At 70.1% G+C, this 24,318-nt stretch carries 25 protein-coding genes; 14 read left to right on the forward strand and 11 right to left on the reverse strand.

Going from position 1 to position 24,318, the window contains the following annotated elements; all coding sequences use genetic code 11:
- Positions 1–5 precede the first annotated feature (5 nt).
- The 10 genes from ACIO3P_RS38165 (at position 6) to ACIO3P_RS38210 (ending at position 10,211) form a co-directional block, all read left to right on the forward strand.
- Positions 6–299: a hypothetical protein gene (locus ACIO3P_RS38165; RefSeq protein ID WP_401855874.1), complete on the forward strand. Its 294-nt coding sequence runs from the start codon at positions 6–8 to the stop codon at positions 297–299.
- Positions 300–310: 11 nt separating this feature from the next.
- Positions 311–1,045 carry a hypothetical protein gene (locus tag ACIO3P_RS38170; protein WP_401855875.1) on the forward strand — a complete coding sequence of 245 codons (735 nt, stop codon included), beginning with the start codon at positions 311–313 and terminating at the stop codon, positions 1,043–1,045.
- Position 1,046: 1 nt separating this feature from the next.
- Complete coding sequence (locus tag ACIO3P_RS38175; protein WP_401855878.1) at positions 1,047–2,507, forward strand: hypothetical protein; 1,461 nt, start codon at positions 1,047–1,049, stop codon at positions 2,505–2,507.
- A complete protein-coding gene (locus tag ACIO3P_RS38180) occupies positions 2,494–3,993 on the forward strand; it encodes an SCO6880 family protein (protein WP_401855881.1) in 1,500 nt (499 codons plus the stop codon). The genes ACIO3P_RS38175 and ACIO3P_RS38180 overlap by 14 nt, the downstream gene beginning before the upstream one ends.
- 12 nt (positions 3,994–4,005) lie before the next feature.
- Positions 4,006–5,448 carry an ATP/GTP-binding protein gene (locus tag ACIO3P_RS38185; RefSeq protein WP_401855883.1) on the forward strand — a complete coding sequence of 481 codons (1,443 nt, stop codon included), beginning with the start codon at positions 4,006–4,008 and terminating at the stop codon, positions 5,446–5,448.
- A 366-nt stretch (positions 5,449–5,814) separates the two neighbouring features.
- Positions 5,815–6,375, forward strand: a complete 561-nt coding sequence (locus ACIO3P_RS38190) for a hypothetical protein (RefSeq protein WP_401855885.1) — start codon at positions 5,815–5,817, stop codon at positions 6,373–6,375.
- A gap of 176 nt (positions 6,376–6,551) precedes the next feature.
- Positions 6,552–8,030, forward strand: coding sequence for an exonuclease domain-containing protein (locus ACIO3P_RS38195; RefSeq protein ID WP_401855887.1), 1,479 nt, complete (start codon positions 6,552–6,554; stop codon positions 8,028–8,030).
- 17 nt (positions 8,031–8,047) lie between these two features.
- A complete protein-coding gene (locus tag ACIO3P_RS38200) occupies positions 8,048–8,311 on the forward strand; it encodes a hypothetical protein (RefSeq protein ID WP_401855890.1) in 264 nt (87 codons plus the stop codon).
- A gap of 80 nt (positions 8,312–8,391) precedes the next feature.
- On the forward strand, positions 8,392–9,333 hold the full coding sequence (locus ACIO3P_RS38205) for a ParA family protein (RefSeq protein WP_401855892.1): 942 nt from the start codon (positions 8,392–8,394) through the stop codon (positions 9,331–9,333).
- Positions 9,330–10,211, forward strand: coding sequence for a hypothetical protein (locus ACIO3P_RS38210; protein WP_401855894.1), 882 nt, complete (start codon positions 9,330–9,332; stop codon positions 10,209–10,211). Before ACIO3P_RS38205 ends, ACIO3P_RS38210 begins: the two co-directional genes overlap by 4 nt.
- 66 nt (positions 10,212–10,277) lie before the next feature.
- Here ACIO3P_RS38210 and ACIO3P_RS38215 read toward each other — a convergent pair whose 3' ends face one another.
- The 9 genes from ACIO3P_RS38215 to ACIO3P_RS38255 are packed head-to-tail and all read right to left on the reverse strand — an operon-like array spanning position 10,278 to position 12,927.
- Positions 10,278–10,541: a hypothetical protein gene (locus ACIO3P_RS38215; RefSeq protein WP_401855897.1), complete on the reverse strand. Its 264-nt coding sequence runs from the start codon at positions 10,539–10,541 to the stop codon at positions 10,278–10,280.
- Positions 10,538–11,191, reverse strand: a complete 654-nt coding sequence (locus ACIO3P_RS38220; RefSeq protein ID WP_401855900.1) for a hypothetical protein — start codon at positions 11,189–11,191, stop codon at positions 10,538–10,540. Before ACIO3P_RS38220 ends, ACIO3P_RS38215 begins: the two co-directional genes overlap by 4 nt.
- On the reverse strand, positions 11,188–11,367 hold the full coding sequence (locus tag ACIO3P_RS38225) for a hypothetical protein (protein WP_401855901.1): 180 nt from the start codon (positions 11,365–11,367) through the stop codon (positions 11,188–11,190). The genes ACIO3P_RS38220 and ACIO3P_RS38225 overlap by 4 nt, the downstream gene beginning before the upstream one ends.
- Positions 11,364–11,666 carry a hypothetical protein gene (locus ACIO3P_RS38230; RefSeq protein WP_401855903.1) on the reverse strand — a complete coding sequence of 101 codons (303 nt, stop codon included), beginning with the start codon at positions 11,664–11,666 and terminating at the stop codon, positions 11,364–11,366. The genes ACIO3P_RS38225 and ACIO3P_RS38230 overlap by 4 nt, the downstream gene beginning before the upstream one ends.
- A complete protein-coding gene (locus ACIO3P_RS38235) occupies positions 11,663–11,974 on the reverse strand; it encodes a hypothetical protein (RefSeq protein ID WP_401855905.1) in 312 nt (103 codons plus the stop codon). Before ACIO3P_RS38235 ends, ACIO3P_RS38230 begins: the two co-directional genes overlap by 4 nt.
- Positions 11,971–12,339, reverse strand: coding sequence for a hypothetical protein (locus ACIO3P_RS38240; RefSeq protein ID WP_401855907.1), 369 nt, complete (start codon positions 12,337–12,339; stop codon positions 11,971–11,973). Before ACIO3P_RS38240 ends, ACIO3P_RS38235 begins: the two co-directional genes overlap by 4 nt.
- Entirely contained in the window at positions 12,336–12,530 is a 195-nt protein-coding gene (locus tag ACIO3P_RS38245) for a hypothetical protein (RefSeq protein ID WP_401855909.1), read from the reverse strand. Before ACIO3P_RS38245 ends, ACIO3P_RS38240 begins: the two co-directional genes overlap by 4 nt.
- Entirely contained in the window at positions 12,527–12,670 is a 144-nt protein-coding gene (locus ACIO3P_RS38250) for a hypothetical protein (RefSeq protein ID WP_401855912.1), read from the reverse strand. Before ACIO3P_RS38250 ends, ACIO3P_RS38245 begins: the two co-directional genes overlap by 4 nt.
- Complete coding sequence (locus ACIO3P_RS38255; protein ID WP_401855914.1) at positions 12,667–12,927, reverse strand: hypothetical protein; 261 nt, start codon at positions 12,925–12,927, stop codon at positions 12,667–12,669. Before ACIO3P_RS38255 ends, ACIO3P_RS38250 begins: the two co-directional genes overlap by 4 nt.
- 207 nt (positions 12,928–13,134) lie before the next feature.
- On the opposite strand from ACIO3P_RS38255, the gene ACIO3P_RS38260 reads away from it, so the two are divergent.
- The 4 genes from ACIO3P_RS38260 (at position 13,135) to ACIO3P_RS38275 (ending at position 18,347) form a co-directional block, all read left to right on the forward strand.
- Positions 13,135–13,353 carry a ribbon-helix-helix domain-containing protein gene (locus ACIO3P_RS38260; protein ID WP_401855917.1) on the forward strand — a complete coding sequence of 73 codons (219 nt, stop codon included), beginning with the start codon at positions 13,135–13,137 and terminating at the stop codon, positions 13,351–13,353.
- Positions 13,354–13,545: 192 nt separating this feature from the next.
- The gene (locus ACIO3P_RS38265; protein ID WP_401855919.1) at positions 13,546–15,621 is read left to right on the forward strand and encodes a hypothetical protein; all 2,076 of its coding nucleotides are present in this window, start codon (positions 13,546–13,548) and stop codon (positions 15,619–15,621) included.
- Positions 15,622–15,873: 252 nt separating this feature from the next.
- Positions 15,874–17,532 (forward strand): type IV secretory system conjugative DNA transfer family protein, encoded by a 1,659-nt coding sequence (locus tag ACIO3P_RS38270; RefSeq protein ID WP_401855921.1) that lies wholly within the window; start codon positions 15,874–15,876, stop codon positions 17,530–17,532.
- Positions 17,532–18,347 carry a hypothetical protein gene (locus ACIO3P_RS38275; protein WP_401855923.1) on the forward strand — a complete coding sequence of 272 codons (816 nt, stop codon included), beginning with the start codon at positions 17,532–17,534 and terminating at the stop codon, positions 18,345–18,347. Before ACIO3P_RS38270 ends, ACIO3P_RS38275 begins: the two co-directional genes overlap by 1 nt.
- 69 nt (positions 18,348–18,416) lie before the next feature.
- On the opposite strand, the gene ACIO3P_RS38280 is transcribed toward ACIO3P_RS38275, so the two are convergent.
- Together ACIO3P_RS38280 and mobF are read right to left on the reverse strand one after the other, a co-directional pair.
- Positions 18,417–18,812, reverse strand: coding sequence for a hypothetical protein (locus tag ACIO3P_RS38280; protein WP_401855926.1), 396 nt, complete (start codon positions 18,810–18,812; stop codon positions 18,417–18,419).
- Between the two features lie 41 nt (positions 18,813–18,853).
- A complete protein-coding gene (mobF, locus tag ACIO3P_RS38285) occupies positions 18,854–24,043 on the reverse strand; it encodes a MobF family relaxase (RefSeq protein ID WP_401855928.1) in 5,190 nt (1,729 codons plus the stop codon).
- Positions 24,044–24,318 lie beyond the last annotated feature (275 nt).

The following is a 24,318-nucleotide window of genomic DNA, read 5'->3' on the forward strand; positions in this document are numbered from 1 at the left end:
ACCCGATGACTCTTCTGATGACGCTGGCCGAGACCGGCCAGCAGGCGCTGCTCGCGGCGCCCGACCCCACCAAGGGCGGCGGAAACCCCCCGGGCTGGGACAAGCTCCTGACCGTTCTGCACTGGGTGTTCCTCGCGGTCACCATGGCGTGCGTCGCGGGCGTGCTCGTCGTCGCCGGCCGGATGGCCATGGCTCACCGCCGGGGAGAGGGCAGCGAGCACATGGGCAGCCTCGGCATCGTCATGGCGGCCTGCGTCCTCGCGGGGTCGGCCTCCGGCATCGTCACCCAACTGACCTGAGAGGCGTGATGATGGCCAGCGAACTTCCCCCCGAGGACGACCGCCGGACCAGCCCGTGGGCCTCGCGCCGGTGGCAGGCCAGCGCCCTCTTCCTCGCCGTCGTCGTCGTGGCCGGCGGCGTCGTCCTCATGACGACCGGCAGCCCGGACGACGGCAAGACGGCCGCTCCGACATCGTCGGCCGGCGGGCCTCCGGCCTCCGGGCAGGGGCCCGGCTGCCCCGGCCTGACGGCCTCCCAGGACATTCCGCGTACGGCACCGGCTGCCGACTGGGACCTGGTCAGCACCGTGGCGGTCCCCACGTCGAAAGACTCAGGCCCCGCCGTGGTCGAGGGCGACATCGCCCGCTGCTACGCGCACTCGCCCACCGGCGCGCTGATCGCGGCGGCGCAGATCGGCACCCGCTACGCCTTCGCCGACGACTGGAAGAAGGTGGTCGAGGAGCAGACGTACGGCGACGGCAAGGAACTGCTGCTGGAGACGCGCGGCGCGTACGAGGAGACGGCTGAGCCGGTCGCCCCGGTGCCCGGGGAGCTGGGCCAGTTCGCCGGGTACCAGTTCGTCACCTACACCCCGGAGACGGCCGTACTGCAGATGGTCAGCCGTTTCGATCAGGGCGTCATGCAGGTCTCCACCGTGACGTTGCGCTGGGCGGACGGCGACTGGCAGTACGAGATCCCGTCCGTCACCCCGCCCCAGAAGACGGTCACGAGTCTTGAGGGCTACGTCGTGTGGGGCGGTCTCTGACATGGGCTGGTGCGACTTCTGGGACGACAATCTGGAGGATCTGCCGGGGTTCGGTACTCCCATCGCGTGCCAGGCGAAGGACGCGGCGAAGGAGCAGGTCGCGGAAGCGGCGGCCTCGGCCTGGGAGGAGATCGTCCACTCCTTCCAGGAAGGCGCGGTCTGGATGGTCAAGGAGCTGGCGCTCGGCTGGCTCGGCGCCGACAGTCCCACCCTCAGTCAGTCCACCGGCACGATCGCGTTCCTCTTCGGCTCGACGCTGGCGATCACGCAGTGGCTGGCCGTGCTGTCCCTGCTGATAGCGGCGGGACGGATGGCCTGGACGCGGAGAGCCGACCCCGGACGGGACGCCGTGGCGGGCATCGTACGGCTGGTGGTCGCCACCTCGGCGGCCGTCGCCGTCATCAACCTGCTGACCAAGGCGGGCGACCAGTTCGCGGTCTGGATCGTCAACCGCTCCCTGAACTGCCCCAACACCAACGGCTCCGCGTCCAAGGAGTGCATCAAGGCGTTCTCCGACAAGCTCCTCGACATGACGGCCCTCAACGACGTCAACCAGCTCGCCGTGTCCCTGCTGCTCGCGGTCCTGCTCCTGGTCAGCGGCGTCGTCCAGCTCTTCTCCGTGATCTTCCGTCAGTCCATGCTCTTCGTACTCGTCGGCACCCTGCCCCTGGCGGCCGCGGCCTCCACCACCGAGCAGGGACGGGCCTGGTGGAACAAATCCGTCGGCTGGCTCCTGGCGTTCGTCGCCTACAAGCCGGCCGCCGCCATCATCTACGCCACGGCGTTCTCCCAGTTCTCCACCAACGACGACAAGCGCCTGATCAACCAGTTGTACGGCGTCTCGCTGCTGATCCTGGCCGCGTTCACGCTCCCGGCCCTCATGCGGGTGGTCACCCCGGTCATGGAGCAGGGCGGCCTCGGCGGCGGCGCCGGGGGCAGCGCCGCCGGGATGGCGGCCAAGGTCGCCACGGGCGCCCTCGCGATCAAGACCGGCGGCGCCGCGCTGGCCGGGCGCGCGGCGGCGGGCGGAGCGGCGGCCAAGGGAGCCGGCGGGCCCTCCGGCGGCAAGACCGCGGGCGGCGGCACCCCCGGTGGAGGCGGCACCCCCGGCGGGACTCCCCCAACCAGCGGGAACCCCTCCGGCGGAGGTACCACTGGTGGTGCCGCGCCCTCCGGCGGCACCACCGGCGGGAGCACTCCGGCGCCGGGCGGCGGCACGTCCGGCGCCGGACCCTCCGGCGGCGGTTCGACCGGCGGCACCCCGCCGGCCTCCGCTCCCGCATCCGGCGCTCGCCCCTCGACCGGCGGCTCCGGCACCGGCGGATCCAGCGGGGCCGTCCCCCGCCCGGCGGCCCCCGCCTCCGGGACAGGCGCCCCCACACCCCCGAAGGGATCGGGCGGTTCCGCCCCGCGCCCCTCCTCGCCCCCTCGACCCTGGAATGGTCCCCGTGGCAGCAAGTGACCCCACCCCGGTCCGCACGTACGGCAACTGGCGGAAACCGGCGACCGCCGGGGTCGGCCAGCTCGGTCTCGCCCCCACTGTGATCATGATCGCCGGGCTCGTGGTCGTCGTCCTGGCGATGCTCATGTCCGTGGTCCTAGCGCTCGTCCTGGCCATCGTTCTGACGCTGGTCCTGGCGCCCCTGGCCGTCCGCGACCAGCACGGCCGCAGCCTGCTCGTACGGATGGCAGGCCGTATCGCCTGGCGGCGCAACTCCCAGCGCGGCTCGACCCTCTACCGCTCGGGCCCGCTGGGCCGCACCGGACACGGCACCTGCACCCTTCCCGGCCTCGCCGCCTCCTCCACCCTGACCGAGGCACAGGACAGCTACGGCCGGCCCTTCGGACTGCTGAGCTATCCGTCCTCGGGGCATCACGTCGTCGTGCTGTCCTGCGACGCGGACGGCGCCGCGCTCGTCGACCAGGACCAGATCGACGTCTGGGTGGCGTACTGGGGGCAGTGGCTGGCCGGCCTGTCGACCGAACCGGCGCTGATCGGCGCGAGCGTCACGGTCGAGACGGCCCCGGACAGCGGGCTGCGTCTCCAGCACGAGGTGAGCAGCAACCTCGCCGCGGACGCGCCGGAGCTGGCGCGCACGATGCTGCAGGAGGTCCTGGAGACCTACCCCGCCAGCTCCGCGCAGATCTCCACCCGCATCGCGCTGACCTACTCCGGCGCCCCCCGCCCCGGCCACGCACGCCGTACGGCCGAGGAGATGGCCGTGGACCTCGGCACCCGGCTGCCCGGCCTGACCTCCGGACTGTCCATGACCGGCGCCGGCACCGCGCGCCCGCTGACGGCCACCGAACTGGCCGAGGCCGTACGGATCGCCTACGACCCGGCGGTCGCCACCCTCGTCGAAGAAGCACGCGCCGCCGGTGGCAGTGGTCTGACGTGGGACGACGCGGGCCCTCAGGCTGCCGAGGAGACCCGCGAGCACTACTGGCACGACAGTGCCTGGTCGGTCACCTGGGCCATGAGCGAGGCGCCGCGCGGAGAAATCCTCTCCTCGGCGCTCACCGGTCTCCTCGTCCCCCACGCCGACATCGCCCGCAAGCGGGTCACCCTCCTCTACCGGCCGCACGACCCGGCCTCCGCCGCGCGGATCGTCGAGCGCGACCGGCGCGACGCGATCTTCAGGGCCCAGTCCGGCCCCGTGGGCAAAGCCCGGGACCACGCCGCACTCCAAGCTGCTGAGCAGACCGCCAACGAAGAGGCGTCCGGCGCGGGCGTCGTGCGGTTCGGCCTCGTCGTCACCGCGACGGTCACCTCCGCCGCAGACCTGCCCCGCGCACAAGCCGCGGTCGACAACCTCGCCGCGCCGGCCCGGATCCGGCTCCGCCTGGTCCGGGGATCCCAGGCATCCGCGTTCGCCGCCGGCCTGCCCATCGGCCTCGTACTGCCCCTCCACCTGGTCGTGCCCACCGCCATCCGCGACAACATGTAAGAGGTCCACCCCATGGCACGCAGCACCACACCGCGCCGCCGCCCCGGGCCCCGGGGATGGCCGGGCCCCGGCGGCGGAGCCCAGCCCCACCTCGACCCCGCCCCCGAATGGCGCGGCACCACCGTGCAGGTCTGCGGCCTGTGGCCGTACGGCGCGGGCAGCGGCACCCCCGCCAAGGGCGTGCCGCTCGGCCGTGACCTCCACTCCGGAGCAACGGTCTGCTGCGACCCCATCTCGTGGTTCCAGCGGGCCGGACTGATCTCCAACCCGAGCGCGTTCGTCCTCGGCCAGCCCGGACTCGGCAAATCCACAATCATCCGCCGGATGGCGCTCGGCCTCGCCGGATACGGCGTCCACCCCTTGATTTTCGGGGACCTGAAACCCGACTACGTCGACCTGATCCGCGCGCTCGGCGGGCAGGTCATCACCCTGGGCCGCGGCCGGGGCTACCTCAACATCCTGGATCCGGGCGAGACCACGGCGGTCGCGGCCCGGCTGACCGGCGACGCACGACGGGCCCTGCTCGCCGACGCCCACGGACGGCGCCTCCACATGGTCTCCGCCCTGATCACCATCCTGCGCCGCGAACCCCCCACCGACCGGGAGGAGTCACTGCTCGCCGCCGCGCTCGACGTCCTCGACGACCGGCACGACGGCGTCCCCGTCCTCGGCGACCTCCTCCAAGTCATCAAGGACGCACCCGAGACCGTACGGGCGGCGGCCCTCGACCGCGGCGACATCACCCGCTACCGCGACATCACCGAGCGCCTGGAGTCCTCCCTCGCCGGCCTCCTGGGACGCGGACGGCTCGGCGATACCTTCGCCCACCCCACCAGCGAACCCATGCGCCGCGACGCCCCCGTCTGCTTCGACGTCTCCTCGATCGACGACTCCGAGGTGATGCTGCAGGCGGCTGCCCTGCTCTCCTGCTGGTCGTACGGCTTCGGCGCCGTGGCCGCCTCACACGCCCTGTCCGATGCCGGACTGGAGCCCGAACGCCGCTACTTCCTCGTCCTGGACGAACTATGGCGCGTCCTGCGCGCCTCCAGCGGCCTTGTCGAGCGCGTCGACGTCCTCACCCGCGTCAACCGAACACGCGGCGTCGGCATGGCCATGATCACGCACTCCATGCGCGACCTCCTCGCCCTGCCCGCCGAAGAAGACCGGCTCAAAGCCGCAGGATTCGTCGAACGGGCCGGAATGGTCATCTGCGCGGGCCTGCCCCGCGACGAAATGCCCCGGCTCCAGAAAGTCGTCGACCTCTCCCGCATCGAACAGCAGCGGCTGACCGAATGGTCCACCCCACCCGGCTGGGACACCACGGACAACACCGTCGACCCTCCCGGCCGAGGAAACTTCCTGATCAAGGTCGGCGGCCGGCCCGGCATCACCATGCACGTCGACCTCACCCCCTCCGAACTCGCCATCAACGACACCAACAAGCGCTGGCACTGACCGCACGCGAACACGCGGAAGGGGCCCGGCCGGTGCGGCCGGGCCCCTTCCGCGCTCTCGTTCGGGCTCTACGGGGCGGGGGAGCGGGCCGCCTGGGTGAGCAGGCGTTCCCAGGTCCGGACGGATCCGCCGTGCTGGTCGGCCAGGGCCTCGGCGAGACGGGTTCGCGGGGTGGCCGCAGATGCGGTGAGAGCGTCCGCGACAAGGGGCAGGCGCGGGTCGCCTGCGTAGGGGTGCGCCTTGGTGGGGCCACTCGTGCCGAGGGGCCGAGGAGCTACCGACCCCGTGCGCCGTACAACCAGGCCGAGCCAGGGGAAAAATCGGGCATCGCGAAGCTGATCAATGGATCTCCATTAAGCTAGCCCTATGGACAAGACTCCGATCACGGTGATGATCTACGCCTACCAGGCGGGCCAATTTGACCTGATGAAAAAGCAGCAGACGCTAGAAGCAATGGCGACGATAAACGCGCTGGTAAACCAGGGGAATACCAGGAAACAGGCGCGGATCATCGTGGCCCGGATGCGGCCCACGGAGTGGCCCAGCCTGGAGACGGTCGTCGCCCAGGCAGTCGAGCAGCGCCTCGACGAGCCGGACCTGGCCGGCCCGTGGGCACCGCTGACCGTGGCCGAGGTCGAGCAGCTCGCCCTCTCGGGCCGCTGGCCGGGGGCAAGCCTCGGGATCTCCATGGCTCAGCGCAACTACAGCCTGCCTACCGCGCTGGTCACAAGGCTGCGCACCGCTGCGTGGCGGGTGTCGGAAGCACCGATGCGGGAGCTCGAAGCGCGCGGCCTGGTCGGCGCCGGCCTCGTCCTGACCGAGGGGCAGAAGCGTGAGCGCAACGAGCTGGCGGAGCGGCTCTACCCGGTGCCGAGGATCGTCCGGGAGGCCCTGGCAAGGTACGGACCCGCTACGGCAGACGAGTGATCGCGGCGCACTCTAAATAATGGATCTCCATTTAGATAAGCGCATTCGCACGCGCGTAGTAATAGCGGCCAAATTTCGCCGTTCCCTCGTTTGGCTGAAATGTTTGAACGGTAGCGGAATGGGGTTTATTACTGCTACGGTTTCAATTCCCTCGACGCTCTTTTCGGGAGGCATGAGTGAGCACCACCACGGCGACGGAGCAGATCCCGTCCAGCCGGACCGAGGCGGACCCGGCCCGGGTCGCCAAGGGCAAGCCCTTGGACCACACCGCCGGCGTCCCCGTCTACGGCTGGGGGCAGGCGCCGCCGTATCTGCGGACGAAGACCCAACTGCTCGCGGACCGGCTGAACGTGACCGAGGAGCAGGAGGCGGCACCGCTGGCGTACGTCCGTACCCGCGACTACGGAGACGTGCCGCTGCACGACCCGGCGGCCGCGGAGAAGATGCGGCCGCTGCCCTCGGCCACCAAGGCCAAGATGCTGGCGCGGCGCACCTGTCCGGAGTGCGGGAAGGTCCGCAAGGCGATCCTGCGCGGGCCCTGCTCGGCCTGCCGGGAGCGGGCGGAGAAGGAGCGGCAGCGGCTGCTGGCGCGGACGTGTGCGGGCTGCAGCACGGTTCGGGAGCGGCCGTACCCGAAGGAACATCGCCGGTGCGCGGGGTGCCGACAGGAGCAGCTGGAGAAGAAGCGGACGCGGGTCGAGGCGTGGCTCGTCGAGGTGACGGTGTGCGCCGGCGACGGCTGCACGAAGAGGCGCGGGTCCAAGAAGGCGGCGCGGGCCTACCTCAAGGAGCACGACTGGCTGCTCCGTCCGGAGCGCACGGACCTCCCGGATTCGATGTGGTGGCCCGACTGGTCGCGGCGGTGCCCGCCGTGCAAGACGGCGTACGACGCGGAGCAGGAGCGGCGCCAGGCGGAGAACCAGGCCCGGTACGAGCGGGAGGCACAGGAGCGGCGGGAGGCCGAGGCGCGGGCTGCCGACGAGCGCAAGCGGTGGGCCGCGGCCGCGCTCGTCGACTCCGACATCCTGGTGCTCGACACCGAAACGACGGGACTCGACGAAGACGCGCGGATCGTCGAGCTGGCCGTGCTGAACTCGCGCGGGGAGGTCCTCCTCGACACGCTCCTGGACCCGGGCGTGCCCGTGCCGGACGATGCGGCGGCGATTCACGGGATCACGACCGAGGCGCTCTCCGGGGCGCGGACGTTCTCGGACGTGCTCGTGCAGCTCACCGGACTGCTCGACGGCAAGCGGTGCCTGATCTACAACAAGTGGTACGACGTGGCCAGGCTGCGCCACGAGCTGACGCTCCACTACCTCGACCGCGCCGCACGGGAGGCGGCCGAGGAGACGGTGAGCACGGGCACCGTGCCGGAGGATGTACGGGAGCGGTCGCTGTCCTGGGCCCGGGAGCAGGCGGCGGCCTGGCTCGACGCCATGACGTTCGAGGACGTCATGACCCCGTACTCAGACTGGGTGGGCGACTGGTCGGAGTACCACGGCAACAACCGCTGGCAACCGCTCAACGGCGGCCACAGGGCGGCGGGGGACTGCCGTGCGGTCCTCGACTGCCTCCGGTCCATGGGACGCGACTACGCGCACGAGTACGCGACGGCGGCCGCCGGGGCCGGCGCCATGAGCGAAGGGGTGAACTGATGGTGCAGCTACGCCTGATGACCGACGATAAAGACCGCGGGGAGGACGTCCTGGCGGTGCTGCTGCCGCTGCTGGACGCGTGCACGGCCCTGCAGGCGAGCGAACCGACCCGGCTCTCGCACCGCGGCGGCGGGCTCCGCGTCGTCCTGAACGTGCAGCTCGCCGGGGCGCCGGCCGTGACGGTCGAGCGGGACGACGCGTCGACCGGTACGTATACCCGTTCGGGCGGTCCTCCTGCTCGGCGGCCTCGCGCCCGGCGTGCGCTCCCACCTGCAGGTTGATTCCCTGCCCCCTACAACGCGCGGCCCGCTCCTGCTGGAGACGGGCCGCGCGTGCGTGTGTGCCCGCTACCGTGCGGGCTATGTCAATCACACAAGCCGAGCCCGTACCCATCCCGCTGCTGAGGGGCTACTCCTGGCATCTGCCTACGGTGCCCAGCTGGGAGGAACCCATCGAGTGGACCAAGTGGCGGGCGTCGCTGCGGGTGCCGGCCTCGTTCCAGGCGGTTCAGCCCGGAACTACCACGCGAACGATCGCGGTGGCCAACCAGAAGGGTGGCGTCGGGAAGACGACCAGCGTCGCGGAGCTCGGCGCGGCTGGGGCGGCTCGGGGCTGGGTGGTCCGGGTGATCGGGGTTGACCCGCAGAAGGCGGGCCTGTCGGCCTGGTTGAAGCCGGTCTATCCGGAGGGCCTGGAGCCCAAGCGCCGGCGCAGCCTGACGCACGTCTTCCACGGCGCGTGCACCCTGGACGAAGCCACCTACCCGACGCGCTTCAAGGGCCTGTACGTCGTCCCGGCCGGAGCGAAGCTCGCGGGTGTGGAGAAGGACGCGGACCTGGTGGGCCGGGAGCTGGCCATCTCCCGGGGCATCCAGTCCAGCTCTCTCGGCATCGACCTGAACCTGTTGGACTGCGGCCCGACGCTGGGCACGCTCACCGTGGCGGCCCTCGCGGCGGCGGATGAGGTGATCATCCCGACCGAGGCCGGGCCGATGGAAGTACTTGGCGTGGGCGACGTCTACAACACCATCAAGAAGGTTCAGCAGGCGTACAACCCCAAGCTGTCCGTACTGGCGCTGATCCTGACGGAGTGGGCACGCTCGGCGGTCATGAAGGCCACTGCCATCCAGCTGGCGGCAGACTTCCCTGACGCCGTGATTGCCCCCGTGCGGCCCTCGGTGAAGGTCAAGGAGGCCGTGGGGGAGGAGAAGCCGATCCGGCTCCACGCGCCGAGGGACTCGGCGGCCCGCGACTTCGACCAACTCGCCGGGGTCCTGTTCGGCAGCAAGGAGGCGGCAGCGTGAGCGTGAGGACGGTCCGATCGGCGCTCGACGTCGCCGACGATGACGACGACGAGTCGTACGCCAGCGACCTGGTCAAGCCGCGTCCGTACAACGCCCGGGTGCTCGATCCGGCGGAGCTGCCGGTCGATCGCAAGGAGCGGTTGAAGGCGGTCGAGGCGGCGCTGATGGAGGCGGAAGCCACCCGCTCCAAGAGCGTCGCCTGGTCCAAGCTCCGCTGGACGGTGGAAACGGGCGTTGCCTTGCGGCTCCTCATCGAGGAGGACCTGTACAAGGAAGATCCGGAGTTCACCTCGCTGGAGACGTACGCGGACAACCGGCTGCACCTGTCACGCGGGCACGTCTACGAGCTGGTGGACGATGCGGCTCGGCTGCTGGCGGTCGCCCCACTGTCAGAAATTTCTGACAAACCGTTCAACGCATCGCAGGCCAAGGTGCTGGCTCCGCTGATGGAGCCGGTGGCGGAGCTCGGCCCCGCCGAGGCCGGGAAGACCAAGGCGGAGCTGATCGTCGGGGACGTCGAGGCGTCGGGCAAGAAGCGGACGGCGGCCGCGCTGCGGAAGGCTGCTGAGGAGCGGGGCTTCACCATCTCCGAGGCGCCGGCGGTGCCCTCCGCGCGCAAGAGGAGCGCCGGGAAGGACGGCATCGAGGACGCGGAGATCGTCGAGAACGACGGGACCCGCTCGGTCGAGGCGCTGTACGGCTTCCTCAAGGACCAACAGTCGGTGTACGACGGCATAGGGGGTGGACTCCTCGCTGCGGCCCTGCAGCACGATCCCGGGGCTGCGGAGGGCGTGCTGCGGGATCTCCTGCAGTACCTCACACGGACCGAGCACCGTATCCGGGCGGCCATGAAGGGGCCCTCCGAGGACGGCTCCTGACTCCTCGACACACAGAAGCGCCCGCCCCCCCGGATGCTTCGGGGGGGCGGGCGCTTCTGTGTGAGCTCAGCGGCGGCCAGAGCCGATGACGACGACGGCGGCCTGGGTGGCGGTATAAGTGGTGACGTGCCAGGCGCACGCCCGGCGTCCCTCGACGGTGCCGTTGACCGTCTTCTCATCGGTCTTCTCGTGGACGAACTCGACGGGCATGGCGTCGGTGGCACCCTTGACCTGGGCGCAGAAATCCGACTGAACCCAATGGTCCGCGACGTCTCCGGCCGCCCGCAGAAGGGCGTAGACGGCGGCGAATCGTGCAGCCTGATCGGTCATGCTGGTGGTGCTCCTGTCGGGAGTTCGGGCAGTCCGGCCTTGGTGAGGGCGGCCGGGTCGTACGTGATCGGGTCGAGCTGTGCGCGGTGCTCGACGGCGGCGGCGAGCGTGAGTCCGTACGCCAGGGTCTGCGCCTTGGCGTCGCGGTCGATGGCGGCGGTTGCCACGGTGGTGGCGCTGTCGAGCCGGGCGAGCGCAAGTTCGTGGTCGCGGGCCTCGCGCAGCTGGCGGGCGGTCCGCCAGTGCCGGGAGGAGACGACGTACACCAGGACCGTGGCGACGAGCCAGAGCAGCATCGACAGGGCCCACGACTCGGTGTAGGCGGCGGGGCCGATGACGGCGAACGCCCCGGACGCGGTGAAGGCCACGGCGGTGGTGACGGCGTCACTGTTGCGGTGGGCGGCCGAGACGCACGCGGCCGCGAAGGATCCGGCGGACAGGGCGATCATCAACGCCATACCACTGACGCTGTTGGCGGCGCCCTGCTCGTGCCAGATCCTCGCCAGAATCAGCGCGGTCGACGTGGTGATGACCGGCACGATCCTGCCGGAGTAAGTGATCAGCAGGGTGAGCCCGGTGTGCTGGGGTCGCGGTGTCAGGACCGGGAGGTGCTGGCTGTACCAGGCGGGGAGTTGGTCGGGGGGTGTCACGGCTGGGGCTCCGTCCGGGACGTCTCGTCGGTGTCGGTGTCGGTGTCGGTGGTGGGGTCGGTGTTGCCCGGGGCCGGGCCCGCCGTGGTGGCGGGCCCGGCCCCGGTGTCCTCGTCGAACAGGCGGAGCTGGCAGCCGCCGGCCATGTACTCGGAGAACGGCTGGCGGTGTGTCACGGCTGGTCCAGCCGGTGCCAGTAGTCGAGCTGGTAGGCGTGCAGGGTGGGCAGCGGGAGCACTGCGGACCCGGTCGCCAGGACGGCCGGGAGGCCGGACTCGGCGGCCTCGGGCCTGCGCGTCCACACCTGGCCCAGCTCCGCGAGGATCGCGGGGTCGTGCTCCTCGACGGCGGCCTCGACGAGCCGGTACGCGTCCTGCGGGGCAACGCGGTGCCAGAGCACGAGTCCGCAGGCGCGGCTCTCCATCCAGCGGTTGGCCTCGGTCTCGCTGCCGAGGATGTCGGCGAGCGTCGTCACGCGAACACCCCCTTCGAGGTCGAGGTACGGCGTTCGCGCAGGAGCTGCCACCCGGAGTACACCCCGGCGGCGAGCACCCACACGGCGAACGCGGCGGTGAATGCGGCGTACTTGGTGCTGGTCACCACCGACTCGCCGAGCGGGGCCTGCAGCGGGCCCGTGAAGGCCAGGGCGGCCCCGTAGGCGAGCCCGGAGACCAGGGCGACTCCCTCGGGGTCGAACCCGCGCTGCAGGGCCCACAGGGAGCCAAGGATGGCCGAGAGAAGGGCGATCACGGCGGTGGCCTGGACACGGTCGTCGTTCGTCACAGCGTCGTCTCCTTCTCCGGCATCGGGGTGTAGAGGCCAGAGGGGGAGTCGGGGGCCCAGGTCTCCCTGGCTGCGAGCACGAGCCCGTTGCACAGGTAGACACAGGCGTCGTCGGCCCAGACCTCGACGGCCTTCATCCGGTCCGGCGCGGCAGCCGGCGGGCACGTCGGGCTGTGGGTGCAGCCCCAGCGGGCCTCGGCCAGCGCGACATTCCGCGCCGAGATGGCCAGCCGCTTGTTGTCGGCCTTGGTCAGACGGTGACTGCGGACGGTGGCGACGACGTCCTCGACGACACCGACCGCGCCGAGGGTGACGCCAAGAGTGTGGCTCCACCAGCCGAGCAGGGGGTGCAGGGGATTCCTCACCGGGTACCCTCCGGCCTCTGCATCAGCAGCTCGATCGTCAACTCGTCGTCGACGAGCGCGCGGCTGACCTCGGCGTCGCTGTAGCCGTCGAGGTGCAACTCGTGCGCCGTACGGGCCATCTCGGCGGGCACCGAAACGACGTCGTCGCGTCCGCTGCGCTCGTGATCGGTCGGGCGTACAGGCAGGCTCATCCCCGATCCCCGATCTTGGAGACGGCGGCGCCAGCCTGACCATGGCGCTGCAGGTCCTCCAGCGCCCGCCGGGTCCGCTCCTCGGCCGCCTTGACCTGCGCGTCCCGCGCGTCGGCGGCGGCCTGCTCCTGGGGGCTCACGCGGCACGCCCCTGGGTGACGAGAAGGTCCTCGTCGTCACGATCGGCGGTCGGGGAGAAGGTGTTGCACGTGGAGCAGTCGACGGTGACGAGCTCGCCGCCGATGGTCACCTTGACGGACTCGAATCCGTGGCAGTTGTCGCAGGCGGGGCGGACGAACCGGCCCACAACCAGCACCCGGCGCCCGTCCGGCGCGGGGGTCGTGTCGGCGTTGACCTGTGTGGTCAGGACGCGGGTGGTCCTGGGAAGATGGCGCACTGGAGATCCCTCTCGGTGAGAACGGCAGGGGTGTCCGTGACCGGTCGGGGCGGGAACCCCGACCGGTCCGAGAGGGTCGGGGCGGGAACCCCGGCCCTCTCGCCATTCCAGTAAGCCCCACCGAAGCTACGTTGTCAACAATTTAGCTTGATGACTTTGTAGCTTGTTATCTGTATGCTCGTGGCGGGCTACTGACAGGAGGGGAAGATGGTGCTCGACCTACTGGACCGACCACCGAGGAGAGGCGAAGTGCCCGATGAGCAGGCAGAAACGGACCCGAAAACGAAGGACAAGGTCCTCATCAGCGGGCGGGTCCGCGCCTCGGTACGGAAGCGGATGAAGGTCTACGCGGCCGAACACGACGTGAACCTGCAAGATCTTCTCGACGAGGCGCTCGACGAGTACCTGAAGAAGCGGAAAGCCTGACCGATTCAACGAAAGAGGCCCCAGCGGTTGTAGGGACCGCCGAGGCCGAGACGCAGAGATATGGAGGTCCGTATGCGTCTGTTCCAGACTACGGGCGGAGTACATCCGTCCTGGTCACAGGCAGCGGGAACTGGTCAGGGATTTGACTGGTCGTCGACTCTTGACCGTGCACTGTCCGACACCCCCGCGTGGGTGCTCATCGTCACCGCTGGTGTTCTGCTCCTGGCGCTCGGCACCGCCCTTTACCAGAGCGGCCGTGGGCTGTGGCGTAAGGCCGAGCGGACCAGCAAGGCGCGCAAAGCCGCGCAGGAGAAGGCCAGGGCCGAGGGCACCGAGGTTCCCGAGGAGGACGGCCTGGGCCTGCGGCTGATCCTGATGGCCCTGGGCGGCATGAGCGTCAGCCTGTACGGCATGTGGGGCTTCGCCCTCGACCAGGCCAAGCTGCCAGAGCCCTTCGCGGTCGGCTTCCTGGCGATGTTCGACCTCACGGAGCTGACCCTGTTCACCCTGCTTTACCGCCGGGCGAACCCAAAGGTCGGGTGGACTCCGCAGCTGCGGCTCATGCACAACACGGCCTGGGCGCTGGTGCTCGTCTCGGCGGCGGCGAACTGGATTCATGCCCCGTCCGGCACGGCGGCGCCGTTTCTCGCGATCATGCCGGTGACGGCGGCCTGGGTCATCGAGCTCGAACTCCGCTCCCGGATGCGCGGGACCGAGGCCATCGCCGAGGACAAGGCCGGGCCGGTCAAGCTCGCGTCGATGCTGTGGGAGAAGGGCTGGGCCGCGCTGTTCGCGGGCCTGGATCTCGATCCGAACAGTAAGAACGGCCAGCTCATCCGTGCAGCGCTGGCGAAGAAGGCCGGGCGCCGGCTGTTTCGTCTGCGCACTCTCCTGGAGCAGAAGGCCAACCTCCTGGTGGAGGGAAGGGAGCTCAAGCGCCGGGAGCTGACCCGCTCGGTCGCGGAGCTGGAGAAGGCGCGCAAGAGGGCCACCCGTTCGATGGACCGGTCCGACTTCGCCGTGGACAGCCACCAGGCGCTCGCCGTACTGCGCGGCCTGGGCGGCTGGAGTCAGGTGGACGACGTCGCCACAGTCGACTTCAACGACTCTCGGAAGGTCACCGACCTGATGGAGCGGGTGGCCATCATGCCGGCGGCCAAGCGGATCGAGGCGGCCGAACGCGCGGCAGAGGCGAACGCAGAGGCTGACCGCGCGGAAGCGGTCCGGGTCGAGGCCGAGGCTGCGCGGGAGCGCGCGGAAGAGGAGACGCGCACGGCAGCCCGGGAGAAGGAGGCTGCGGAAGCCGCGCGGAAGGAGGCCGAGAAGGCACTCGCCAAGGCGGCAGAGGAGACCGAGGCGGCCAAGGCCGAGGCGGCCCGCGCGGAGGACGCTCGGGAGCGCGCGGAAGCTGCTCGGAAGCGCGCGGAATCCGAAATGACCGAAGACGCGCAGAATGTCGCTCGCCTCGCTGAGCGGGCCGAGGAGGAGCAGAAGAAGCTCTCTAAGGCGGCCGACGAACTGGCCCAGGTGCAGGACCGGATCGCCGACGAGACCCAGCGGCACAGCAAGGCGGCGGCTGCGGTGACCTCGCTCCGCGACGAGCTGCAGGAACTGATCAACGAGCGGGAGTCCGCCGAGGACACGACCCGTACCAAGGCCGAGGAAGCCCGCCAGGTGACCGGAGAAGTCCAGCGCCTGCAGTCGGCTCTCACCAAGGCGCAGGAAGCGGTGCGCGAGCACACCACAGCGGCCGAACAGGCTTCTGAGCTGCGGCGTCAGGCTGAGGAGAACCAGCGTGAGGCGGTCGAGGCGGCTGCCCGTTCGCTGACCGAGGCCACCGAGGCGCAGGCCCTGCTGGAGTCCCTGCGTCCGCAGCTGGCCGACCGGCTCGGGGGCCAGGCCGAGGCAGCCGCGCTCGCGGCAGAGCCGGCCTTCCGGAGCCCGGAGAAGCAGGCCGGTTGGGAGGAGTACATCGCGGCTGTACGGGAGGGCCTGGAGCTCCCGACCGCCAAGGAACTGGCAACGGTGTACGGCGTCGCCGAGGGCAACGCACGCAACTGGTTGATCGACTTCGGCAAGATCCGGGCCGCGATGATCGCCAACGGCGGCGCGCGGCAACATGAGGGCGAAACCGCGCGCTCGGATTCCCGCCGCGCGGAACCGCGCACCGCGCGGCAGGAGTCGAGCGACCCCCGCGCGGACGGTCATGAGCGGGCCGAGGATGCCGAGCGGCCCCATCTGATCAACGGCCAGCGCCAGCCAGTATGACGACCCATCAGTCAGCAGTGCGCGGAAGTTGTCCACAGGCCCGGCTTTGCAGACTTCGAACGCGGCGGTCGTCCGATCGCCTCACGCAGGGGAACCGCGCGCTGCCGAGCGGCGCCCAGCGATAAACGCGCGGAAGGGTGTCCGGCCCCGCGCACTCGGTGCGCGCAGGGTCGCCGGACCAGTCGGACACCCCCTTAGGGCGATGGCAGTGCTGATCCCTGCGGACGAGACAAGACAACGGAGGAACCCCGCATGATCCACACGCAGACCACGGCCATGGCGGCCTCTGTGCCGACGCCCGGCTTGCCGGGCAGCGACACGGACCCGGCCATCTTCGAGTACTTGAACACCTTCGCCGACTTCGTCACGGGCCCCGCCGGGATCGTGGCCGGCGTCGCTGCGATGGCAACCCTCGGCGGCCTGGGCGCGGTCTGGAAGGCATACGCGCCCAAACCGGGCTTCGCCTCCAAGCGGGAGATCCGCGAGGAGATGTCCGCCAAGCACGCCCGGGAGATGATCAGGCAGACCCGTCCCAGTCTGCAGGGCCAGGAGAAGAAGGTCCCCACCACGGCGTACGCCGTGCCGCTGGGCCGCCTGCACTCCGGCGGCCTGCCCACCAGCATCTGGGGCACCCCGGAGAACAACTACGTGATCCTGGCCCCGTCGCGGCAGGGAAAGTCCATCATCCTCAACTCGATGATCTACCGGTGGGACGGCGCGGTCGTACACACGTCGTCCAAGGTCCACGATCACCTGGCGACTAAGGCCATGCGCAAGCAGCTCGGTCCCGTGTGGGTCTGGGACCCGCTGGGCCTGTCCGGTGAGACGCCGCTCAGCACCTTCCGCTGGGACCCGATCCGCGGCTGTGAGGTGCGCGAGGTGGCCATCCAGCGGGCCGCCTACCTGCTGTACGGCTCGCGCAGCGGCTCCGACTCTGGCTCAGGCGTGGACGCGTTCTTCAAGTCGACGGCCTGCGAGGTTCTCGCGCGCTTCATGCACGCGGCCGCCCTCGGCGGGAAGACGATGGTGGACGTCTACTCGTGGTCGCAGAACCGCGGTGACCAGACGGCGGCGAACATCCTGCTTACGGCCGGTTCGCAGGACTGGGCGAACCTCCTGGTCCAGCGGCAGACGGTCGTGCAGGGCACAGGTGACGGCATCTTCACCACGCTATCCTCCGCGCTCGGCTGGATGGCTAACCCCAGGGTGGCCGAGACGGTCCTGCCGGGCCCCGGCGAGCACTTCGACGCCGAGACCTTCCTGCTCAACAAGGGCACCCTCTACATGATCGGCAACGACAAGCCGGGCTCGACGGTCGCCCCGCTGTTCGTGATGTTCGCCGACTACCTGCGGTCGGTGACGGTCGACCTTGGCAACAAGAACGGCACCGGACGGATGGACCCGCCCACCCTGTGGGCCCTGGACGAGATCGCCAACCTGATCCCGCTGCCGGTCGACAAGTGGATGCCGGACTCCGGCGGCCGGGGAATCACCCTGGTCATCGTCATCCAGTCCCGTGCCCAGCTGTTCGAGGTCTGGGGCGAGCAGCGCGGCCGGATCATCTGGGATGACGCCAACGTGAGGATCTTCCTGCGCGGCATCGGAGACAGCCAAGTCCGCAAGGACATCAGCGACATGTGCGGCACCTACCAGCGGAAGCGCAAAACCACCACCACGCGAAACGGCGAGCGGTCGATTTCGACGGTCACGGAGGAGAAGCCGGTCATCATGCCCGGACAGATCTTCAGGCTGGGCAAAAGGCAGTCCCTGGTCATCTTCGCTGGGTGCAGCCCGGTCATCACCCACATCAAGCCGCTGTGGAAGCGGCGCGACGTCAAGAGGCTGTCCAAGGCCAACGTGCCTGGCCAGCGTGCGGGCGCCGGTGTCTCGATGACGAAGGGAAGCCGCTGATGGCGGAGATCGGCGGCGGCCTCGCCGGGCAGGTCTTCGCCCTGGCCAAGGACCTGGCCAAGGTCGAGAAGGACGTCGAGGCCCTGGGCAAGAACGACGGCGACGTCCGTACTGCGCTCACCCAGCTCGGGAACGCGCAGGACGCGCTCGAACACCTGGAGGAGCGGACCAGTGGCCTGCAGGAGCAGGTGCAGGCCCTGGCCCCGATCCGCTTGGGCCTGGACTCCCTGTCCAAGACGGTCAAGCAGATCGGGGAGGACCTCAAGGCCCTGGCGGCCGGACCGGCCGAGGAGAAGCTCGCAGTCTGGAACTGGTCCTTCAACCAGGGCATGGACCGTGAGGAGGCCGGAGAAGCCTGGGATGTCCTGATCAAGTGGGTCCGCTACGAGCTGCAGTACGGGTACGGCTGGGTCGGGTGGAAGTCGGGCGCGTTCGCCGGCAACAACCCGGTGCCCGGCTCCCCGGCCGAGGCCGACCGCATCCCGCCGTGCTGGTACCGGCACCGGGAGGCCGTACGGGAGATGGGCTGGCTGTGCCAGGAGTGGATCAAGATTTACCGCACGTCGTACGGCACCCCGTCCCGCGCGGGGGACTGGCACGACCGGTACGCGCCCGGCGTCAAGCGCCGCCTAATCAGCACGCTGGGCAAATGCATCCAGGCCGGTGTCCACCAAGACGACCCCTGGGAGAACCACCCGGAGCTGCCCACTGCTCCGCGTGCGATCGACGACGACGAGATCCTGTCCGGCTTCCTGAGCTGGGAGCTGCAGAACCGCCGGGAGGCACCCGCTCCCGGCCCTGTGGCGGCCTCGTAGCCCCACGGACGACGAAGCCCCCGACACCGTACGCGTCGGGGGCTTCGTGCTGCCTCTACGGCCTTCCTGCTACCGGTCTTGGGGCCATGGCCAGTCAGCCGGTACGGCCAGACCCTCATTCCCGCCTGCGGCCCACGCGAGCGTGTGCTCGACGGCGAGCGTGTAGTCCTGGCCGTTGTCCCGGGTGACCTTCCACAGGGCGGGGTCGCTGTTGGCGTACAGAGCCTCGTACGCCCGGCTGCGCTCACTGCTGGCGTCCGTACCTTCGACCGGCCGGCCAAGGCGCGTGCCGGTGATCGGGGACACCGGGCTCTCACCGGTCGCCCAGTTCAGCGCGGTGACAATGCCCCGGACGTATGTCTTACTCTCGTCGCCGTATCCGTGCTCGGTGACGTATGCAGTCATGGCCTTGAGCTCGTCCTGCGGCCGTAACGTGGGCGGCGTCCACCCCTGTGCGGTGCTCAAATCGGATCATCTCCTGGTTGGTTGAGATACGGCGGGCCGTGTCAGTAGCTGATGGTCGGGCCCTGGTCCTGCTCGATCTGTGGTACGGCCTCGGCCTCGGCCTCGGCCTCGCGGCTGCGGCTGACCTCAGCCTGCTCGGCACGGGCCGCGTCGTCGGCTTCGGCGGCAGCCCGGTTACTCTCGGCCATGCGGTCGACAATCTCGGTGAGGGCGGCGTGCGCCTTGTCGAGGTCCTCCTGCAGGTCGGCCAGGTGGACAGGGAGCTGCTTAGTCTTCGGAGCCTGCTCGGCCTCGGCCTCCGGGGCGCTGGCCGCGCGGGCCTTCTCAGCCTTGATGGAGTCCTCGACGTACTGGCGCTCGTAGTACTCGCGCAGCTGGTCCTCGACCGTGGGCCCGGCGACCACCGGCGCCTGCTCCGGCTGCAGCTCCTCCTCGACGGCCTGCTCGACGGCCTCGGCCTGCTCGGGACGCGCCTCGAACGTCTCGTCCTCGACCTCCCAGTTGATCTCCGGGGCGGCCTGGTCGAGGTCGTACTCCGGCTCGGCGTCGCGGGCCGCGACGGTCTGCTCGCGCAGCTGCTGCTCGTACGCAGCGAGCGCGGCGTCAACCTCCGGGTTCGGCCGGGCGACATACGTTTCCTCGGCCGTGACCTGCTCGGTTTCCTCCGGCTGCAGCTCGAAGTCCTGGTCGACGCGCTCCTCGACCTGCCAGGTGGCGCCCTCGACCCCCCAGTCGACGGCCGGGACCTGTTCGGCGGCCGCAGCCTGCTCGGCCTCGATCCGCCGGTCCTCGTGGTACGCGGCAGCCTCGGCGGCAAGCTCGTTCTGGACGCGCTGCTGTTCGTCCTCCTCGGTCAGCTGCTGCGCGACGTCGTCCAGCTCCGGCTCGGACTCCTCGAACCCGAGCACGTCGCCCCAGTCGACGTCCGGCGCCTGGTCAAGGGCGACATCGTCCTCGACCTCGACGGCCGCGCGGTACTTCTGCTCGTACGCGGCGAGCGCCTGGTCGAGCTCCTCCTGCTCCTCGTGGGCAAGGGCAGGAGCCAGCTCTGCCTCCTCACGCACATCCGGGGCCTGGTCAAGGGTCTCGCCCTCGACCTCCCAGTCCAGCTCCAGCGCTTGGTCAAGGTCGTACTCTGGCTCGGCAACGAACTCCTCGTCGACCTCCTGGTCCCGCTGCTGCTCGACATCCTCAGCCTGCGCGTCCTGCTGGACCTGATCGTCGGCGCCACGGCGGTCCAGCTCATCGCGGGCGGCCTCGGCGGCCTCGCGCGCCGGCGCGGTCTCCTCGTACCAGGCGGAACGGGCCGCGTCGATCTGCTCCATGACCTCGACCCGGCCGGACAGGTTGACCACCAGGTCCTCGTAGCCGCGGGCCTGTGCCTCCAGCTCCGCGCGCTCGGCGGCGTCCTCGCACATGTCGGCGTCGGCCTGAGCCAGGATCGCCTTCTCCTCATAGCGCAGAACCATCTGACGGGCCTCGGACAGCTCCTCCCCAAAGTGGCCCGGGGCCCACGACTTCTCGCGCTCGTACCGGTTGACCATCTCGCGCAGGGCGGCGTCGCCAGTCCGCGCGAGGGTCTCCTGGTCCTCGGTGCGGCCGAGGGCGGAATGCGCGGCCTCCCACGCGGCGCGCTGCTCCACGGCGCCCTTCGCGGGCAGACGGCCGATCGCCGTGTTCGGGGCATCGATGCTGTAGAGCTCGCGGTATCCCTCGACGGTGCCCGCGCGGCGGGCCCACTCGGCGCGTTCGAGAACGTCCTCGGGCACGGGGCCGAGGTGGCGGACCGCCCACTCCGGGGGCTCCTCCGCCAGGCGCTCGCCCAGCACGTCGCGCCGGGCGTCCATGGCCTCGGCCAGCTCGTGGGCGACCATGCCCTCGAATCCGGGCATGTCGGGGGTGCGGTCGCTCCAGTTGTGCCCGGCCGGGGCGTTCTCCGGCTCACGGTCCTTGAGCTCCCGATCGATCCGCCAGTTGATCAGGGCGGTGACGTTTTCCGGCTCGGGGGACGTCATTGACGCGCAGGTGATGGCGTTCTGCAGGACGCGCGGCCCGTCGTGGCCAGCCAGCTCGGCCTCGCGCAGGGCCCGGTAGATGGTGCTCGGGTCCTGCTGGCGCATCTCCTTGTACTGGTCCTCGGACAGCAGCTGCCGCAGCTGCGGCTCGTACTGGTTGCGGACGTGCTCGGTGACGTAGTCCCGCCAGCGCGGCTCCAGCGCCGGGATCGACTCCGCCCAGTCCTGGCTCTCCCGCAGCTCCTGCAGCGCGGCCAGCTCGCCCCCGTCGCGCTCGACGGCGGTCTGCAGCATCGACATGGCGTCCTGGTCAAGGCCCTGAAGACGGTGCTCGTCGCCGGGGACCCGGCACGCGGCGAACGCCCGGTTATACCGCTGGGCGCGGGTGAGGCCCGGGTACACCTGCTGGCGGCTCATCCCCTCCTCGACCAGGAGGTACCCGCCGTAGCCGACCGTTCGGCCCTGCACGGCGTTGACCGTGCCCGCGTACGCCAGGGCGACGTTCTTCTCCACGTACGAGCCAGGAAGCGTGACGGTACCCGCCAGGCGCTCCGTGCCGTTGTCGTCGCGGCCAGCGACCCGGCGGGCGGTGAGTTGCCCGTCCTCGCCAATGCCGGTCACCCGGTAGACCCGGCGGTTCAGCACGAGCCGACCCTCGGAGTCCTTGAGCTTCGCGTCGTTCTCCCGGGTCTGGATCAGATCCCCGACGCCCGCGCGGTTGTCGTCAACGAGCCGGAGCCCGTTCTCGTCCACCTTCTTGAGCCGCACGAGCTCCGCGCGGATTTCCCTGCTCACCTCGGTGGCGCGGGCATTGGTGGCGGTCATGACCACGGACTCGCGGTTGGCGACGGTGTCCGCGACGTACGCCTGGATGACGTCCGCCTTCATCTGTTCCAGCGTGCCACCCGTGATGAGTCCCTGCAGCTCGTACTCTTCGAGCGCCCGGACGTCACCGCGGCGCAGGGCCAGGGACGCCTTCGCCTCCCACTCGCGCACCGTGCCGTCCGGCTCACGGAACCGTCGCACGTTCGACAGGGAGTAGTGCGGGCCCTCCTCGACCATGGACCGCAGCAGGCCACCGGCCTCGGGGGACTGCAGCTGCTGCTGGTCGCCGATCAGCACGAGCTTGGCCCCGGCCTGCTCGCACAGCTCGGAAATCTGGGTGATGTGCTTGGTCGACGCCATACCGGCCTCGTCGAGGACCACCAGGTCGCCCGACCGCAGACGGAACTTCTCCCGCTCGGCCTGGGCGCCCATCCCCTTGGAGTACATCAGGAAGCGTGCGGTGTTCTCCCTGATCTCGATGCCTTCCTCGCCGAGGACCTCGGCGGCGACGGCGGAGGGGCCGAGGCCGATCACACGGCCTCCGGTGTGCTCCTGCCAGGCGTCGGCGACCACGCCGGTCGCGTAGGACTTGCCCGCGCCGGCGGGGCCCTCCACCACGCTGACCTTGCGGCTGTCGCCGAGGACACCGCGCACGACGTCGGCCTGGTCGGCGGTGACGCCAGACTCCTTGACCACCTGGTCGAGGACGGGCGGGGCCAGGCACGGGGCGCCGGTCTGGTGGGCACGGGCCGCGACACGGGCCTCGTCGCTGAGGTGCTCCTCCAGAGAGAACTTCTCGCTGGACATGGCGCGCGGGGAGAACACCGAGCGTCCGTCGCTCTGCCGGATGCGCGACGGCGCGTCGTCGATGATGCTCAGGCCGGCGGTCTGCACGACGCCGTACTGGCCGCTCTTGAGTGCCTCGGTCGCCAGCTCGTTGGCGAGCGGCGCGAGCGGCACGTCGCGCGAGAGGCTGTCACCGAGCGTGGTGTTGATCTGCTGGATGAGCTCGCTGCGGTCCCACGTCGACCGCTTGGTCTGCAGGGCCTCCAGCGACTCCCGGATGACCTCCTCGCGGTCGAACGTGGGCGCGTCGACCTCGGCCATCCTCGTGTCGAACCCGACCCGCTCGGCTCGCTCCAGCGCACCGAGCAGGCCCCCGTCGACCTTGCCCTCGGCGATCCGGGTAGCGCGCCCGATGCGGGCCTCGGCGGACTGGTGCTCATTCCGCTTCGGGTCGCGGGTGTCGAGCGTGGCCATCTCCTTGAGCCGCGTCTTCGTGTACGCGGAGGGCTCGCGGCCGTGGTCCTGCACGTACTGCTCGTGCAGCTCCTCGTACCGGGCGTCAATCTCGTACGACCGTTCCGACAGGGCGTCGAGCAGCTCGGTGTCGAACCCCTTGATCTCGCGGGCCATCCCGTCCGGGCGCATTTCGAACACCACGGGGAGATCCCGCTCGATGGCCTGCTCCATCGTGCGCTCGAACACGGCGGCCGCGGCCTCGCGGGCGTTCTTCACCGACCGCGAATCGAGGGTGACGAAGTGCTCGTTCCCGTCCTCGTCGAGCACCTTGATTTTGTTGAGAACCCCCACATGCGCGTGTAGCTGAGGGTCCCCGGCCCGCGAGACTTCGTGGGTGAAGATCGCGGCGGTGAAGCCGGTGGAGTCGACGTACCTGCCGGTGCTGGGCCGGTCGCCCTTGGCCTTCCCGTGGTACCCGATCCGGCCGAGGCCGGCCTCCTCCTGGAAGACCTTCATCGCCGCGGCGATGCCCTCGTTCATCGCACCGCGCACCTTGGCGGCGTCCTCGTGGCGGCCCGCTGCCTCCAGCGCGGTGAGGTAGGTGGAGACCGACTTCTGAGCCGAGTAAGTGTGATCGAAGTACATGGCGGGGGAGCTCTGGCCCTTGTCCCGCTCCTCCCTCCGGATCTCCGCGACACGCTCCGGGTCGGCCTGCGGCTCCTTCGCCAGGCGGTCGTCGATTCGCTCCTCGACCGTGCGGTACGTGTACGGCTTCCGGCCCCGGCGGGCGGACGCTTCGGCGTCGTCCATGACCTTCTTGGCGGCGGTGCCGGTGAGGCCGTTCTCGTCGATGTACGCCTTCGCGGCACCGATCGCCTGCCGGTACTCCTCGGGGTGCGCGTGCTTCCCGAAGATCGCCCGGATGTCACGCTCGGTAGCGTCCGCGCCCTGCTCGACGCCCCACTCGGAAGTGCCGTTGCCGATCCAGACGGCAACCGGAGTGCCTGCCTCCGTGCCCTTGGCGTAGTAGCCCTCCGGGCCTTCGAGGCCCGGCTCGACGCCGGCCTGGTGCTCGCCCTGGCAGCCCGATCCGGAGAGCAGGTAGTTGAGCCCTGCCTCTCCTCCGGAGATCGGCGTGATGCGAAGCATGGTCACGAGAGTACGTGATCGACGGCGCAAGCGACACCGACAAATTAAGAATGCCTAGGTGTGTTATGTAGTAGAGGTTGTAGCAGTAGGGATGAGAGGCGGTAGGAGAGGGGTTTGTAGTGGCGTGAGCTGGGTGGATGCGGATGATGATGGACGGCGGTAAGTGGGTGTTGGTTCTGAGGTGCGGTAGGGATTCGAGCTGTAGGGGGAGACGGTTGCCTGGAGAGTCTGAGAGGGCGGCTTGAGCGCCTCTCAGAAGAGCAAGGCTCGACGAG

This window comes from Streptomyces sp. NPDC087310, assembly GCF_044744405.1.
Taxonomy (GTDB): domain Bacteria; phylum Actinomycetota; class Actinomycetes; order Streptomycetales; family Streptomycetaceae; genus Streptomyces.